General features: G+C 61.4%; 12 protein-coding genes. 5 read left to right on the top strand and 7 right to left on the bottom strand.

Annotation, left to right across the window (positions count from 1 at the left end; genetic code table 11):
• Positions 1-98: 98 nt before the first annotated feature.
• From ACMTA2_RS06305 to ffh, 7 genes are all read right to left on the bottom strand, one after another.
• Positions 99-830 (bottom strand): DsbC family protein, encoded by a 732-nt coding sequence (locus ACMTA2_RS06305; RefSeq protein ID WP_413794154.1) that lies wholly within the window; start codon positions 828-830, stop codon positions 99-101.
• Between the two features lie 287 nt (positions 831-1,117).
• Positions 1,118-2,014 (bottom strand): site-specific tyrosine recombinase XerD, encoded by an 897-nt coding sequence (gene xerD / locus ACMTA2_RS06300; RefSeq protein ID WP_413794153.1) that lies wholly within the window; start codon positions 2,012-2,014, stop codon positions 1,118-1,120.
• Between the two features lie 132 nt (positions 2,015-2,146).
• On the bottom strand, positions 2,147-2,497 hold the full coding sequence (gene rplS, locus ACMTA2_RS06295; RefSeq protein ID WP_003175895.1) for a 50S ribosomal protein L19: 351 nt from the start codon (positions 2,495-2,497) through the stop codon (positions 2,147-2,149).
• 45 nt (positions 2,498-2,542) lie between these two features.
• Positions 2,543-3,316 carry a tRNA (guanosine(37)-N1)-methyltransferase TrmD gene (trmD, locus tag ACMTA2_RS06290; RefSeq protein ID WP_413794152.1) on the bottom strand — a complete coding sequence of 258 codons (774 nt, stop codon included), beginning with the start codon at positions 3,314-3,316 and terminating at the stop codon, positions 2,543-2,545.
• Positions 3,298-3,834 carry a ribosome maturation factor RimM gene (rimM, locus tag ACMTA2_RS06285; protein WP_058544503.1) on the bottom strand — a complete coding sequence of 179 codons (537 nt, stop codon included), beginning with the start codon at positions 3,832-3,834 and terminating at the stop codon, positions 3,298-3,300. The genes trmD and rimM overlap by 19 nt, the downstream gene beginning before the upstream one ends.
• A 5-nt stretch (positions 3,835-3,839) precedes the next feature.
• The gene (rpsP, locus tag ACMTA2_RS06280) at positions 3,840-4,091 is read right to left on the bottom strand and encodes a 30S ribosomal protein S16 (RefSeq protein WP_003198088.1); all 252 of its coding nucleotides are present in this window, start codon (positions 4,089-4,091) and stop codon (positions 3,840-3,842) included.
• Between the two features lie 251 nt (positions 4,092-4,342).
• Positions 4,343-5,719, bottom strand: coding sequence for a signal recognition particle protein (gene ffh / locus ACMTA2_RS06275; protein WP_413794151.1), 1,377 nt, complete (start codon positions 5,717-5,719; stop codon positions 4,343-4,345).
• 196 nt (positions 5,720-5,915) lie between these two features.
• Between ffh and ACMTA2_RS06270 the strand changes: the two genes are divergently transcribed.
• The 5 genes from ACMTA2_RS06270 to ACMTA2_RS06250 all read left to right on the top strand — a co-directional run bounded on the left by ACMTA2_RS06270 (position 5,916) and on the right by ACMTA2_RS06250 (position 12,873).
• Entirely contained in the window at positions 5,916-6,728 is an 813-nt protein-coding gene (locus tag ACMTA2_RS06270; RefSeq protein WP_053118690.1) for a cytochrome C assembly family protein, read from the top strand.
• A gap of 12 nt (positions 6,729-6,740) precedes the next feature.
• On the top strand, positions 6,741-7,982 hold the full coding sequence (locus ACMTA2_RS06265; protein WP_413794150.1) for an HlyC/CorC family transporter: 1,242 nt from the start codon (positions 6,741-6,743) through the stop codon (positions 7,980-7,982).
• A gap of 409 nt (positions 7,983-8,391) precedes the next feature.
• Complete coding sequence (locus ACMTA2_RS06260) at positions 8,392-9,705, top strand: MFS transporter (protein WP_413794149.1); 1,314 nt, start codon at positions 8,392-8,394, stop codon at positions 9,703-9,705.
• Positions 9,706-9,858: 153 nt separating this feature from the next.
• Positions 9,859-12,273, top strand: coding sequence for an endopeptidase La (gene lon / locus ACMTA2_RS06255; protein ID WP_413794148.1), 2,415 nt, complete (start codon positions 9,859-9,861; stop codon positions 12,271-12,273).
• Between the two features lie 207 nt (positions 12,274-12,480).
• Positions 12,481-12,873 carry a protease inhibitor I42 family protein gene (locus tag ACMTA2_RS06250; RefSeq protein WP_413794147.1) on the top strand — a complete coding sequence of 131 codons (393 nt, stop codon included), beginning with the start codon at positions 12,481-12,483 and terminating at the stop codon, positions 12,871-12,873.

The following is a 12,873-nucleotide window of genomic DNA, read 5'->3' as shown; positions in this document are numbered from 1 at the left end:
GGCCGTGAAATACAGCCGCGAAGCAACGCGACTCTGTGTTTAACGGCCCGACGAACGTTTTCGCCGAGCCGTGATCTTCAAAAGCGGATCGCCCATGATCATTTCGCGCCCAAAGCCAGTTTGGCCACTTGTGGCGCCGGCTGGTAGCCCGGAATTACCTGACCATCCGCCAAAACAATCGCCGGCGTACCGTTCACGCCTATTGACTGCCCCAGCGCAAACTGCTTGGAAACCGGATTCTCGCACTGGGCGGCCTTGATTTCCTTGCCGTCGACCATCTTGTCCATGGCCGCCTTCTTGTCCTTGGAGCACCAGACCGCCTGCAATTGCTCATCACCCGGCGAGCCCAGGCCCTGGCGTGGGAACGCCACATAGCGCACTTCGATGCCGCGCTTGTTCAGTTCCGGCACCTCGGCGTGCAGCTTGTGGCAATACGGGCAGGTGGTGTCGGTGAACACGGTGATGTGGGACTTGGTTTCGCCGATCGCCGGATAAACCACGGTTTCGGCGACCGGAATGCCGTTGATCAACTTGGAAATGCCCTGGCGCTCGGTCAGCTCGGTGAGGTTGACCGGCTTGCCGTCCTTGAGCTCGAACAGGTTGCCCTGGACGATGTACTGGCCGTCGGCGCTGGCGTAAAGCACGCGGCTGCCCTTGAGCTTGACCTCATACAGGCCCGCCATGGGGCTGGCCGAAATGGCTTCGATCGGCACTTCTAGCTGAAGGTTTTCCAGGCTTTTGCGGATAGCCTTGTCGGCCGCGTCATCGGCGATGGCAAAGGTGCTGGCCAGCGCAATGGCGGCGGCGGTGAACATCTGGATCAAACGCATGGGGACTCCTGAGGCGAACAAATGAGACGGGAAACGCCGACCCGCAGATTCGGGTTCCAACCGCCCACTGTGCAAACCGGGAAAGCCTACCACATAAGGCCCGCGTGACCGAATGCCGCTGATGCAAGACGCTTAGAGGATTGATGCAGGCTGACACACCGCCATCGCGAGCAAGCTCGCTCCCACGCTTTGGTCGGTGCCGGTCCGCAATTACGCATCCACCACCAATCCCTGTGGGAGCGAGCTTGCTCGCGATGGCGGCAGCACTGACAACATCGCGGCAGATTTCAGCCGCGCGGATGGTGCTTGGCATGCAGGTCCTGCAGCCGCGCCCTAGCGACGTGGGTGTAGATCTGGGTGGTGGACAGGTCGCTGTGGCCGAGCAGCATCTGCACCACCCGCAGGTCGGCGCCGTGGTTGAGCAGGTGCGTGGCGAAGGCATGGCGCAAGGTGTGAGGCGAGAGGGATTTGTTGATGCCGGCCACCTTGGCCTGATGCTTGATGCGGTGCCAGAACGTCTGGCGGGTCATCTGCTCGCCGCGCAGGCTGGGGAACAGCACGTCGCTGGGGCGCCCGCCCAGCAGTTCGTGGCGGGCATCGCGCATGTAGCGCTCGACCCAGACGATCGCTTCCTCACCCATCGGCACCAGGCGCTCCTTGCTGCCCTTGCCCATGACCCGCAGCACGCCCTGGCGCAGGTTGACCTGCTCCAGCGTCAAGCTGATCAACTCGGTGACTCGCAAGCCACAGGCATACAGGACTTCCAGCATGGCCCGGTCGCGTTGCCCGATGGCCTCGCTGAGGTCTGGCGCCGCCAGCAGCGCTTCCACATCGGCTTCCGACAGGGACTTGGGCAGCGGACGCCCCAGTTGCGGCATTTCCACGCGCAAGGTCGGGTCTACCGCGATCAGTTTTTCCCGCAGCAAATAGCGATAAAACCCACGCAACCCGGAGAGAAAACGCGCCGTCGAGCGGGGTTTGTAGTTCTGCTCCAGGCGCCACGCCAAGTGATCAAGGATCAACTCCCGGCCAGCATTGACCAGCTCCAGGTGACGTTCCTGCAACCAGCCGTTAAACAACGCCAGGTCGCTGCGGTAGGCATCGCGGGTGTTATCGGACAACCCCTTCTCCAGCCACAGGGCGTCGAGAAACTGGTCTATCAGCGGATGATCGATGGCAGGCATAAAAACTCTTGAAGGATCCGGGCACACATGGCGTCGAAATGGAAAATGAGGCTATGCAGGGTGCTCAAAGTGCAAATCGCAGGCAACAAAAAAGCAGCCCGCAGGCTGCTTTTTTTGCATCGGAAGCTGGACTTAAGCCAGTTTTTCCTTGATGCGAGCTGCTTTACCCGACAGGTCACGCAGGTAGTACAGCTTGGCTTTACGTACGTCACCGCGACGCTTGACAGCCATGCTGTCGATTTGCGGGCTGTAGGTCTGGAAAGTACGCTCTACGCCAACACCGTTGGAGATTTTACGAACGGTGAATGCACTGTTCACGCCACGGTTACGCTTGGCGATAACAACGCCTTCGAACGCTTGCAGACGGGAACGGTCGCCTTCCTTCACTTTCACCTGAACGACAATGGTGTCGCCCGGGGCAAAGGTAGGGATTTCTTTGGTCATCTGCTCTGCTTCGAGTGCAAGGATGATTTTGTTAGTCATGCTGTGCTCCTAAGGCGAGTCGTCGGACTCACCATCGATACGTTGTTAACTATCGTCCCGCTCGCGGATGTATTCCTCGAGCAGCTTCTTCTCTTCTCCAGAAAGCGAGCGGCTTTCCAGAAGATCGGCGCGTCGTTCATAGGTCCGACCAAGGGACTGCTGTAAACGCCAACGCCGGATGTGCGCGTGGTTGCCACTTAGCAACACGTCGGGAACACGCTGATCCGCATACACCTCCGGTCGGGTGTAGTGCGGGCAATCCAGCAGACCATCCGTAAAGGAATCTTCCTCGGCGGAATCTGCATGCCCTAAAGCTCCAGGCAGCAGTCGTGTAACCGCATCGATCAGGACCATCGCCGGCAGCTCACCGCCAGACAGTACATAGTCGCCAATCGACCACTCTTCATCGACATGAGCTTCAATGAAACGCTCGTCAATGCCTTCATAACGGCCGGCAATCAGGATCAATGCATCCGAATTCGCCAGCTCGCGTACCGCCGACTGAGTCAGCTGGCGGCCTTGGGGCGACAGGTAGATCACCTTCGCACCCTCCCCGGTTGCCGTCCTGGCCTGAACCAGCGCATCTTCCAGGGGCTTGATCTTCATCACCATGCCCGGACCACCGCCAAACGGGCGATCGTCCACAGTGTGATGCCGATCCGTGGTGTAGTCCCGCGGATTCCAACAAGTGAGCTGCAACAGCTCCTGTTTCACCGCGCGGCTGGTTATGCCGTACTCGCTGATGGCGGAAAACATCTCGGGAAACAATGTGATGACTTCAACGCGCAAATTAGCCACGTCTAGAAATCCGCATCCCATTCCACCTTCATCTCGCCTGCGGCAAGGTCGACGGCCAACACGCATTGCTCGGTATAGGGCAACAGGCGTTCGCGATCATCCAGGCTGCCGACGCAAGGCTTGACCACCATGACATCGTTCGAACCGGTCTCGAGCAGGTGATCGATTTTCCCGAGCAATTGCCCGAGGTGGTCGATGACCTTCAGACCCACCAGCTGGTACCAGTAGTACTCGCCGTCGGTCAGTTCAGGGAACAGGTTGCGCGGCACGCAGATCTCATAACCGGCCAGAAGACGCGCTTCTTCACGATCATCGAGACCCTTGAGCTTCGCGACCAGGAACTTGTCGTTCCCGCGTCCGCTGACCAGCTCCACCTGTTTCACGCTACCTTCGCGCTTGAGCGTCCAGGTTTTGTAGTCCAACAGGTTCTTGATCGGATCAGTAAAGGAATACACCTTCACTTCGCCGCGAACGCCATGTACAGAATAGATCTTGCCGACAACGATCAAATCATCAGCATCTTTTGGCGTCGCGTTCATATTGCTCAGGCCGCAGCCTTAGCCGATTCCTTCAACAACTGAGCAACGCGCTCAGAAGGTTGTGCACCAACGCTCAGCCAGTAGGCTACGCGCTCTTGGTTCACGGACAGACGAACTTCCTGACCACGGGCAACAGGGTTGAAGAAACCAACCTGCTCCTTGTGGGAACCGTCACGCGGGTTGCGGCTGTCGGTTACGGTCAGGTGGTAAAACGGGCGCTTTTTGGAGCCGCCAAGGGCAAGACGGATTGTTAGCATGTGAACATCGTTCCTGTAGTCGGTGCTGCAAATCTAAATGCACAGCGGGCATAGGTGCCCGAAAGGCCGCATATTCTAAGGAATATCCGGACTTTTGCAAATGTCTTTTTCCGGCGCCTGGCGCCATGCGATCAAGATTTGCCATAGAGCCGTCATGACAAACGGCAGGTCAGCTCCCGCGTAGCGCGGGTTTGCTGGAGATCCCCGCATCCGTGCGGGGCAACGCCGACATGACAGCCGGCGCAGATTCTTTACATTTTCGGCATGCCGCCGCCGGGCAACATACCGCCCATGCCGCGCATCATCTTGGCCATTCCGCCCTTGGCGGAGAATTTCTTCATCATCTTCTGCATCTGCTTGTGTTGCTTGATCAAGCGACCGATGTCCTGCACCTGGGTGCCGGAACCCATGGCGATACGGCGCTTGCGCGAACCGCTGATCAGTTCAGGGTCGCGGCGCTCGGCCGGGGTCATGGAGTTGATGATGGCTTCCATCTGCTTGAACTGCTTTTCAGCCGCGCCCTGGGCATTGCCCATCTGCGCCAGGTTCACGCCACCGATGTTCGGCAGTTTGTCCATGAGGCCGCCAAGGCCGCCCATGTTCTTCATTTGTTGCAGCTGGTCGCGGAAGTCTTCGAGGTCGAAGCCCTTGCCCTTCTTCAGCTTCTTGGCCAGTTTGTCGGCCTTGTCCTTGTCGAGGGTCTGCTCGGCCTGCTCGATCAGGCTGAGCACGTCGCCCATGCCGAGGATGCGCGAGGCGATACGTTCGGGATGGAACGGCTCGAGCGCTTCGCTCTTCTCGCCCATACCGATGAACTTGATCGGCTTGCCGGTGATGGCGCGTACCGACAGCGCGGCACCGCCACGGGCATCACCGTCGACCTTGGTCAGGATCACGCCGGTCAGCGGCAGTGCATCACCAAACGCCTTGGCGGTGTTGGCCGCGTCCTGGCCGGTCATGGCATCGACCACGAACAAGGTTTCCACCGGGTTGATCGCGGCATGCAGCGCCTTGATCTCGCCCATCATCTCTTCATCGATGTGCAGGCGACCGGCGGTATCGACGATGACCACGTCGATGAACTTGAGCTTCGCTTCCTTGATGGCCGCCTGGGCGATGTCCACCGGCTTCTGGCTCAGGTCGGACGGGAAGAACGTGACGCCGATGTCGCTGGCCAGGGTTTCCAGCTGCTTGATCGCCGCCGGACGGTAGATGTCCGCCGACACCACCATCACCGACTTTTTCTTGCGCTCTTTAAGGAAGCGCGCCAGCTTGCCGGCCGTCGTGGTCTTGCCCGCGCCCTGCAGGCCAGCCATCAGCACCACCGCTGGCGGTACGGCGCTGAGGTTCAGGTCTTCATTGGCCGCGCCCATCAGGCTTTCGAGCTCGGCCTGGACGATCTTCACGAACGCCTGGCCCGGCGTCAGGCTGCGCGACACTTCAGTGCCGACGGCGCGTTCCTTGACCGAATTGACGAAGTCCTTGACCACCGGCAGGGCGACGTCGGCTTCGAGCAACGCCATACGCACTTCGCGCAGGGTGTCTTTGATGTTGTCCTCGGTCAGTTTCGCCTTGCCGGTGACATGGCGCAGCGTCTGCGAGAGACGGTCGGTTAGGTTTTCAAACATGCGCGATCCTTTCAGGCCCAGATGAGACCGGGATAATGGCGGCCCAGACCGTGAAAAATGTGCTCGGCGAGCCTGCGGCGTGGGCAGGTCGCGGATTATAGCGAAGAAGCGTGCGGCGTACACCTTGCAGTGGCCTTTCGTGTGGAGGGGGTTCTATGCCAAACTCAGCGCCTTTCGGGCTTGCCTAACAGGATTTATGCTCCCCTTGTCACCCAGCTTGCTTGCCACCCTCGCCGCCGCTTGCCTTTATGCCGCTGCGACCCTCTATCAAGGCACCCGCCTGGCCACCGGCGCCAAGGCGAACAAACGCCTGCTGGTCACGCTTGGCGTGCTGGCCGTGCTCGGCCACGCGGCCAGCCTTTATACCCACCTGATGACACCCATCGGCCTGGGCCTGGATTTTTTCAACGCCGCCAGCCTGATCGCCGTCGCCGTGATCGCCCTGACGCTGCTGGCCTGCTCGCGCATCCCGGTGGAAAACCTGCTGGTGCTGCTGTTCCCGCTGGGGCTGGCCACGGTGCTGCTGGCGCAGTTCGCGCCGTCGGGCACGGTGCAGATCATCGACGAAGAGCCGGGCATCCTCGCCCACATCCTGCTGTCGATCCTCGCCTACGGCCTGTTCACCATCGCGGTGTTCCAGGCCCTGTTGCTGCTGGTGCAGGATCACCAGCTCAAGCACAAGCACCCGTCCGGGCTGATCCGCAACTTCCCGCCCCTGCAAACCATGGAAAGCCTGCTGTTCGGTTTCCTCTGGGCCGGTTGGACCCTGCTCTCGCTGTCGCTGATCTCCGGCTGGTTGTTCGTCGAGAACCTGTTCGCCCAGCACCTGGTGCACAAGACCCTGCTGGCCTGCCTGGCATGGGTGGTGTTCAGCGTGCTGCTGTGGGGCCGCAACCGCCTCGGCTGGCGTGGGCACAAAGCGATTCGCTGGACCCTGGCCGGTTTCTGCCTGCTGATGCTGGCGTACTTCGGCAGCAAGCTGGTCCGTGAATACATCCTGCATATCTGACGGACGGCCCTGATGGATACATTGCCCGTAGCGCCGTTGTTCGCCGTGCTGGTGGTGCTGATCCTCTGGTCGGCCCTGTTCACGGCCATCGAAGCCGCCCAACAGCACCTGCTGGCCCAGCGCGCGGCTTCGCGGGCCACTGACAAACCGCTGGCGATGTTGAAATTCCCGCTGACCAGCCTGGTCCTGTGCAATACCGTCTGTCGCACCCTGGCCGTGGTCATCGGCACCTTGCTGGCGATTTTTACCTGGCTGGAAAACGGCCCGTGGGTCGCCTGGCTCGGCACCAGTACCGCCCTGCTGGTGTTCGCCGACTACCTGCCGCGCACCCTGGCCAGTCGCCAACCCGACGCGGTGCTGGCACTGGGCAACACCCTGCTGGGCGTGCCGTTGAAGATCCTCTATCCCTTTGCCTGGCTGCTGAATGGCGCCGCCCAATTGTTGCTGCGTCCATTCACCCGCAAGCCTGGCATGGTGCAGCAGAGCGACGACGAAATGCCTGCGCCGCCGCGCAGCGAGCAGGAATCGGAGCACGGCAGCGGCCGACTGCATCCGATTTCCGGCATCCACGCCCTGGATAACATCACCGTCAACGATATCCTCGTGCCCCGAAGCGAGGTCGACGGGATCAACCTCGACGACCCCATCGGCGAGATCATCGAACAGTTGCGCCTGAACCGGCGTACCCGCCTGCCGGTGTTCCACAGCGACATCAACCAGGTCGAAGCGGTGCTCAACACCCGCCAGATCCGTCACTTGCTGGCGGACGCGAGCCTGACCAAGGAAGCGCTGCTGACGGCCTCCCACGAGCCGTACTTCGTGCCCGAGAGCACGCCTCTGCAACTGCAACTGTTGAATTTCCACAAGCAGCAGCGGCGCCTGGGCATGGTGGTGGACGAATACGGCGAAGTGCTGGGCATCGTCACCCTGGAAGACATTCTCGAAGAAATCGTCGGCGAATTCGAAAGCGAGCACAGCCTCGACAACCCGCACGTCCACCCGCAGCCCGATGGCCGCCTGATGATCGACGGCGCAGCATCGATCCGCGAACTGAACAGGACCCTGGGCTGGCATCTGCCTTGCGACGGCCCCAAGACCCTCAACGGGCTGGTGACCGAAGCCCTGGAAACCATCCCCGAAAGCCCGGTCTGCCTCAAGATCGGTCGCTACCGGCTGGAAATCATCGAGACCGTGGACAACCGTGTCAGCCAGGTGCTGGCGTGGCATAACAGCTCGGTGCCTGCCGTTTCCTGATTCCCGACAAGCTCAAGGTGAAACACAGTTGTGGCGAGGGGATTTATCCCCGTTGGGTCGCGCAGCGGCCCCAAACTGTCAGTCCGTTGCATCAGATTCGGCGCAACGTCTTTTTGGGACCGCTTCGCAGTCCAGCGGGGATAAATCCCCTCGCCACAAAAGCTCGTTTCGGCGTCAATAGATATTGTTGATTAGTTAGCCCCCTTCCTATACTCAACCCGCTTACCCAGCCCCCCGAACCCCGTGCCTACCCCGCACCCGACCGGTTCCGGCCAGACCATCGACAAAATCCGCATCAGCCCTGGGACTGTTCCTACCCGAAACAGCGACGGGATACCCGCCCACATCCCTGGGTGTTCGACCATAATAATTCGCTCCCACGGAGCACATGACTGTCAGGGATAACTGCATGACCACCACGACCTGCAACGACGCAGTGCCTGCCCAGCCGACCAACTCGGCCACCCGCGTGGCGACCGCGAGTTTCATCGGCACCGCCATCGAGTTCTACGACTTCTACGTCTACGCCACGGCGGCCGCCCTGGTGATCGGGCCGGTGTTCTTTCCACAAACCTCAGGCACGGCACAAATGCTGTCGTCTTTCCTGACGTTCGGCATCGCCTTCCTCGCCCGCCCGCTGGGTTCTGCATTGTTCGGCCATTTCGGCGACCGCATCGGGCGCAAGTCCACCCTGGTGGCCTCCCTGCTACTGATGGGCGTGTGCACCACGCTCATTGGCGTGCTGCCCGGCTATGCCAGCATCGGCGCCTGGGCGCCGGTATTGTTGTGCGTGCTGCGTTTCGGCCAAGGCCTGGGATTGGGCGGTGAATGGGGCGGCGCGGCGCTGCTGGCCACCGAGAACGCGCCCAAAGGCAAGCGTGCCTGGTTCGGCATGTTCCCCCAACTGGGGCCCTCCATCGGTTTCCTGGCGGCCAACGGGCTGTTCCTGACCCTGGCCATGAGCCTGGATGACGCACAATTTCGCGACTGGGGTTGGCGGGTTCCGTTCCTGCTCAGTGCCGTGCTGGTGATCGTCGGCCTCTATGTACGGCTCAAGCTCCATGAAACCCCTGTGTTCGCCAACGCCGTCGCCCGCCAGGAACGGGTGAAGGTGCCGTTGGTCGAGCTGTTCAGCCAATACTGGGCGCCGACGTTGCTGGGCGCGGCGGCGATGGTGGTGTGTTACGCGCTGTTCTACATCTCGACGGTGTTTTCCCTGAGCTACGGCGTGTCCAGCCTCGGCTACAGCCGCGAGACGTTCCTGGGGCTGCTGTGCTTTGCCGTGCTGTTCATGGCCGCCGCTACGCCGCTATCCGCCTGGGCCAGCGACCGTTACGGCCGCAAGCCGATATTGATCATCGGTGGCCTGCTGGCGATGGCCTCGGGTTTTCTCATGGAACCCTTGCTGACCCACGGCTCCACTGGCGGCGTGGCGGTGTTCCTGTGCATCGAACTGTTCCTCATGGGGGTGACTTTCGCCCCCATGGGCGCCTTGCTGCCGGAGCTGTTTCCGACCCACGTACGCTATACCGGCGCCTCGGCGGCCTACAACCTGGGCGGCATCGTCGGCGCCTCGGCCGCGCCGTTCTTCGCCCAGAAACTGGTGGCGATGGGCGGCTTGAGCTATGTCGGAGGCTATGTTTCAGCGGCCGCGCTGCTCAGCATCATCGCCGTGCTGTGCCTGAAGGAAACGCGCCATAACGACTTGAACCGGGTCGCCTAGGACGGGGCCGTGGCGAGGGCTGCGCGCCTCGCCACGGCCACCTGTCGCCAGCCTGAACGGCCGCCAATGAAATAACCGCTAACAATCCCCCACCATTGAAACCAGCTTCCACCTGCCCCATCTAAGACCCATACCCCATTGCGCAGGTGCCCCATGAGCGACCAGCACTCTACTGAAGCCAGTCACGAATACGCTGATTCCGAACACATCGAACACACCTCCTCCGGTACCGGCCTCGCCCTGCCTGGCCAGAACCTGCCGGACAAGGTCTACATCATCCCCATCCACAATCGCCCCTTCTTCCCGGCCCAGGTGTTGCCGGTCATCGTCAACGAAGAGCCGTGGGCCGAGACCCTGGAGCTGGTGGCCAAGTCCGAACATCATTCCCTGGCGCTGTTCTTCATGGACTCGCCCCAGGAAGACCCGCGCCACTTCGATACGTCGAAACTGCCGCTGTACGGCACGCTGGTGAAGGTGCACCACGCCAGCCGGGAAGCCGGCAAATTGCAGTTTGTCGCCCAGGGCCTGACCCGCGTGCGTATTCGCACCTGGCTCAAGCACCATCGCCCACCGTACCTGGTGGAAGTCGAATACCCGCACCAGCCGAGCGAGCCGACCGACGAGGTCAAGGCCTACGGCATGGCGCTGATCAACGCGATCAAGGAACTGCTGCCGCTCAATCCGCTGTACAGCGAAGAGCTGAAGAACTACCTCAACCGCTTCAGCCCCAACGACCCTTCGCCGCTGACCGACTTCGCCGCCGCGCTCACCTCTGCCACCGGCAACGAGCTGCAGGAAGTGCTCGACTGCGTGCCCATGCTCAAGCGCATGGAGAAAGTGCTGCCGATGCTGCGCAAGGAAGTGGAAGTGGCGCGGCTGCAGAAAGAGATTTCCGCCGAGGTCAACAACAAGATCGGCGAACACCAGCGCCAGTTCTTCCTCAAGGAGCAGCTCAAGGTCATCCAGCAGGAACTGGGGCTGACCAAGGACGACCGTAGCGCCGACCTCGAACAATTCGAGCAGCGCCTGGAAGGCAAAGTGTTGTCGGCCCAGGCGCAGAAGCGCATCGAAGAGGAAATGAACAAACTCTCCATCCTGGAAACCGGCTCGCCGGAATACGCCGTCACCCGCAATTACCTGGACTGGGCGACCTCGGTGCCATGGGGCGTGTATGGCCAGGACAAACTCGACCTCAAGCATGCGCGCAAGGTACTCGACCAGCACCACGCCGGCCTGGACGACATCAAGGACCGCATCCTCGAATTCCTCGCCGTCGGCGCCTACAAAGGCGAGATCAGCGGCTCCATCGTGCTGCTGGTGGGCCCACCGGGCGTGGGCAAGACCAGCGTCGGCAAGTCCATCGCCGAATCCCTGGGGCGGCCGTTCTACCGCTTCAGCGTCGGCGGCATGCGCGATGAGGCCGAGATCAAGGGGCATCGACGCACCTACATCGGTGCCCAGCCGGGCAAGCTGGTGCAGGCGCTCAAGGATGTCGAAGTGATGAACCCGGTGATCATGCTCGACGAAATCGACAAGATGGGCCAGAGCTACCAGGGCGACCCGGCCTCGGCCTTGCTGGAAACCCTCGACCCGGAACAGAACGTCGAGTTTCTCGACCACTACCTGGACCTGCGCCTGGACCTGTCCAAGGTGCTCTTCGTCTGTACCGCCAACACCCTGGACTCGATCCCCGGCCCGCTGCTGGACCGGATGGAAGTGATTCGCCTGTCGGGCTACATCACCGAAGAAAAAGTCGCCATCGCCAAGCGCCACCTCTGGCCCAAGCAACTGGCCAAGGCCGGTGTGTCCAAGGGCAGCCTTAGCATCAACGACAGCGCCCTCAAGGCACTGATCGATGGTTACGCCCGCGAGGCCGGGGTGCGACAGTTGGAGAAACAGCTGGGCAAACTGGTGCGCAAGGCGGTGATGAAGCTGATCGAGGAGCCGAAAGCGGTGATCAAGCTCGGGCCGAAAGACCTCGAGGCGTCCCTGGGCAAACCGGTGTTCCGCAACGAGCAGGTGTTGTCCGGCGTCGGGGTAATTACCGGCCTGGCCTGGACCAGCATGGGCGGCGCGACCTTGCCGATCGAAGCGACGCGCATCCACACCCTCAATCGCGGCTTCAAGCTGACCGGGCAACTGGGGGAGGTCATGAAGGAATCGGCGGAGATCGCCCACAGCTACGTCAGTTCGCACCTGAAGCAATTCGGCGGTGATCCGAAGTTCTTTGACGAGGCCTTCGTTCACCTGCACGTACCGGAAGGCGCCACGCCCAAGGACGGCCCGAGCGCCGGCGTCACCATGGCCAGCGCCTTGCTGTCCCTGGCGCGCAACCAGCCGCCGAAAAAAGGCGTGGCCATGACCGGCGAACTGACCCTCACCGGGCACGTGCTGCCGATCGGCGGAGTGCGCGAGAAGGTCATCGCGGCGCGGCGGCAGAAAATCAACGAACTGATCCTGCCGGAAGCCAACCGGGGCAACTTCGAAGAACTGCCGGACTACCTCAAGGAAGGTATGACCGTGCACTTTGCCAAGCGGTTTGCGGATGTGGCGAAGGTGTTGTTCTGAGGGTTATGTAGCGGTTGTGCCGGCCTCATCGCGAGCAAGCTCGCTCCCACAGGGGATTTGTGGTGCTCACAGCATTTGTGATCCACACCAAACCCTGTGGGAGCGAGCTTGCTCGCGATGGCGCCATCAGCAACACATATCCCCATCTGACACACCCAGTAGCATCTTCGGTTATGCTCGCCATTCGTCGTGAATGCCGGAGCCCTTATGTCCCCCACCCGCCTGCTCGTCCCCCTCAGCCTCGCCCTGTTGAGTGCCTGCGCCACGCAACCGAAACACAACGTGACCGTGGAAAAACTGAGCCAGTGCCCGGTAAGGCTCGATAACGGACAGAACCTGATCCTGAATCTGCCCAGCAACCCCAGCACCCGTTATCGCTGGGCGATCCAGGATTCCGCCGGTGGTGTGTTGAAAGGCTTGGGGCCGGAGGTCTATCGCAACCCGGAAGACGCCGGCATCGTTGGCGCAGCAGGCGTCTCGACCTGGCGCTTCCAGGCGTTCAGCGCCGGCACCGGGCGCTTGCGCCTGACGTATCAACAGCCCTGGGCACCAGAAGTGCCGCCCGTGGAAACCTTTGACTGCGCCGTTGCGGTGAACTGA

This window comes from Pseudomonas medicaginis (genome assembly GCF_965119365.1).
Classification (GTDB): Bacteria; Pseudomonadota; Gammaproteobacteria; order Pseudomonadales; family Pseudomonadaceae; genus Aquipseudomonas.
The sequence above is the reverse complement of the archived record's forward strand: the minus strand, read 5'-3'. Positions and strand labels throughout refer to the sequence as shown.

What these genes read in the sequence shown, in the direction of transcription:
- ACMTA2_RS06305 (WP_413794154.1), bottom strand. Translation starts at nt 830, where the DNA reads ATGCGTTTGATCCAGATGTTCACCGCCGCCGCCATTGCGCTGGCCAGC.
- xerD (WP_413794153.1), bottom strand. Translation starts at nt 2,014, where the DNA reads ATGCCTGCCATCGATCATCCGCTGATAGACCAGTTTCTCGACGCCCTG.
- rplS (WP_003175895.1), bottom strand. Translation starts at nt 2,497, where the DNA reads ATGACTAACAAAATCATCCTTGCACTCGAAGCAGAGCAGATGACCAAA.
- trmD (WP_413794152.1), bottom strand. Translation starts at nt 3,316, where the DNA reads ATGGGATGCGGATTTCTAGACGTGGCTAATTTGCGCGTTGAAGTCATC.
- rimM (WP_058544503.1), bottom strand. Translation starts at nt 3,834, where the DNA reads ATGAACGCGACGCCAAAAGATGCTGATGATTTGATCGTTGTCGGCAAG.
- rpsP (WP_003198088.1), bottom strand. Translation starts at nt 4,091, where the DNA reads ATGCTAACAATCCGTCTTGCCCTTGGCGGCTCCAAAAAGCGCCCGTTT.
- ffh (WP_413794151.1), bottom strand. Translation starts at nt 5,719, where the DNA reads ATGTTTGAAAACCTAACCGACCGTCTCTCGCAGACGCTGCGCCATGTC.
- ACMTA2_RS06270 (WP_053118690.1), top strand. Translation starts at nt 5,916, where the DNA reads ATGCTCCCCTTGTCACCCAGCTTGCTTGCCACCCTCGCCGCCGCTTGC.
- ACMTA2_RS06265 (WP_413794150.1), top strand. Translation starts at nt 6,741, where the DNA reads ATGGATACATTGCCCGTAGCGCCGTTGTTCGCCGTGCTGGTGGTGCTG.
- ACMTA2_RS06260 (WP_413794149.1), top strand. Translation starts at nt 8,392, where the DNA reads ATGACCACCACGACCTGCAACGACGCAGTGCCTGCCCAGCCGACCAAC.
- lon (WP_413794148.1), top strand. Translation starts at nt 9,859, where the DNA reads ATGAGCGACCAGCACTCTACTGAAGCCAGTCACGAATACGCTGATTCC.
- ACMTA2_RS06250 (WP_413794147.1), top strand. Translation starts at nt 12,481, where the DNA reads ATGTCCCCCACCCGCCTGCTCGTCCCCCTCAGCCTCGCCCTGTTGAGT.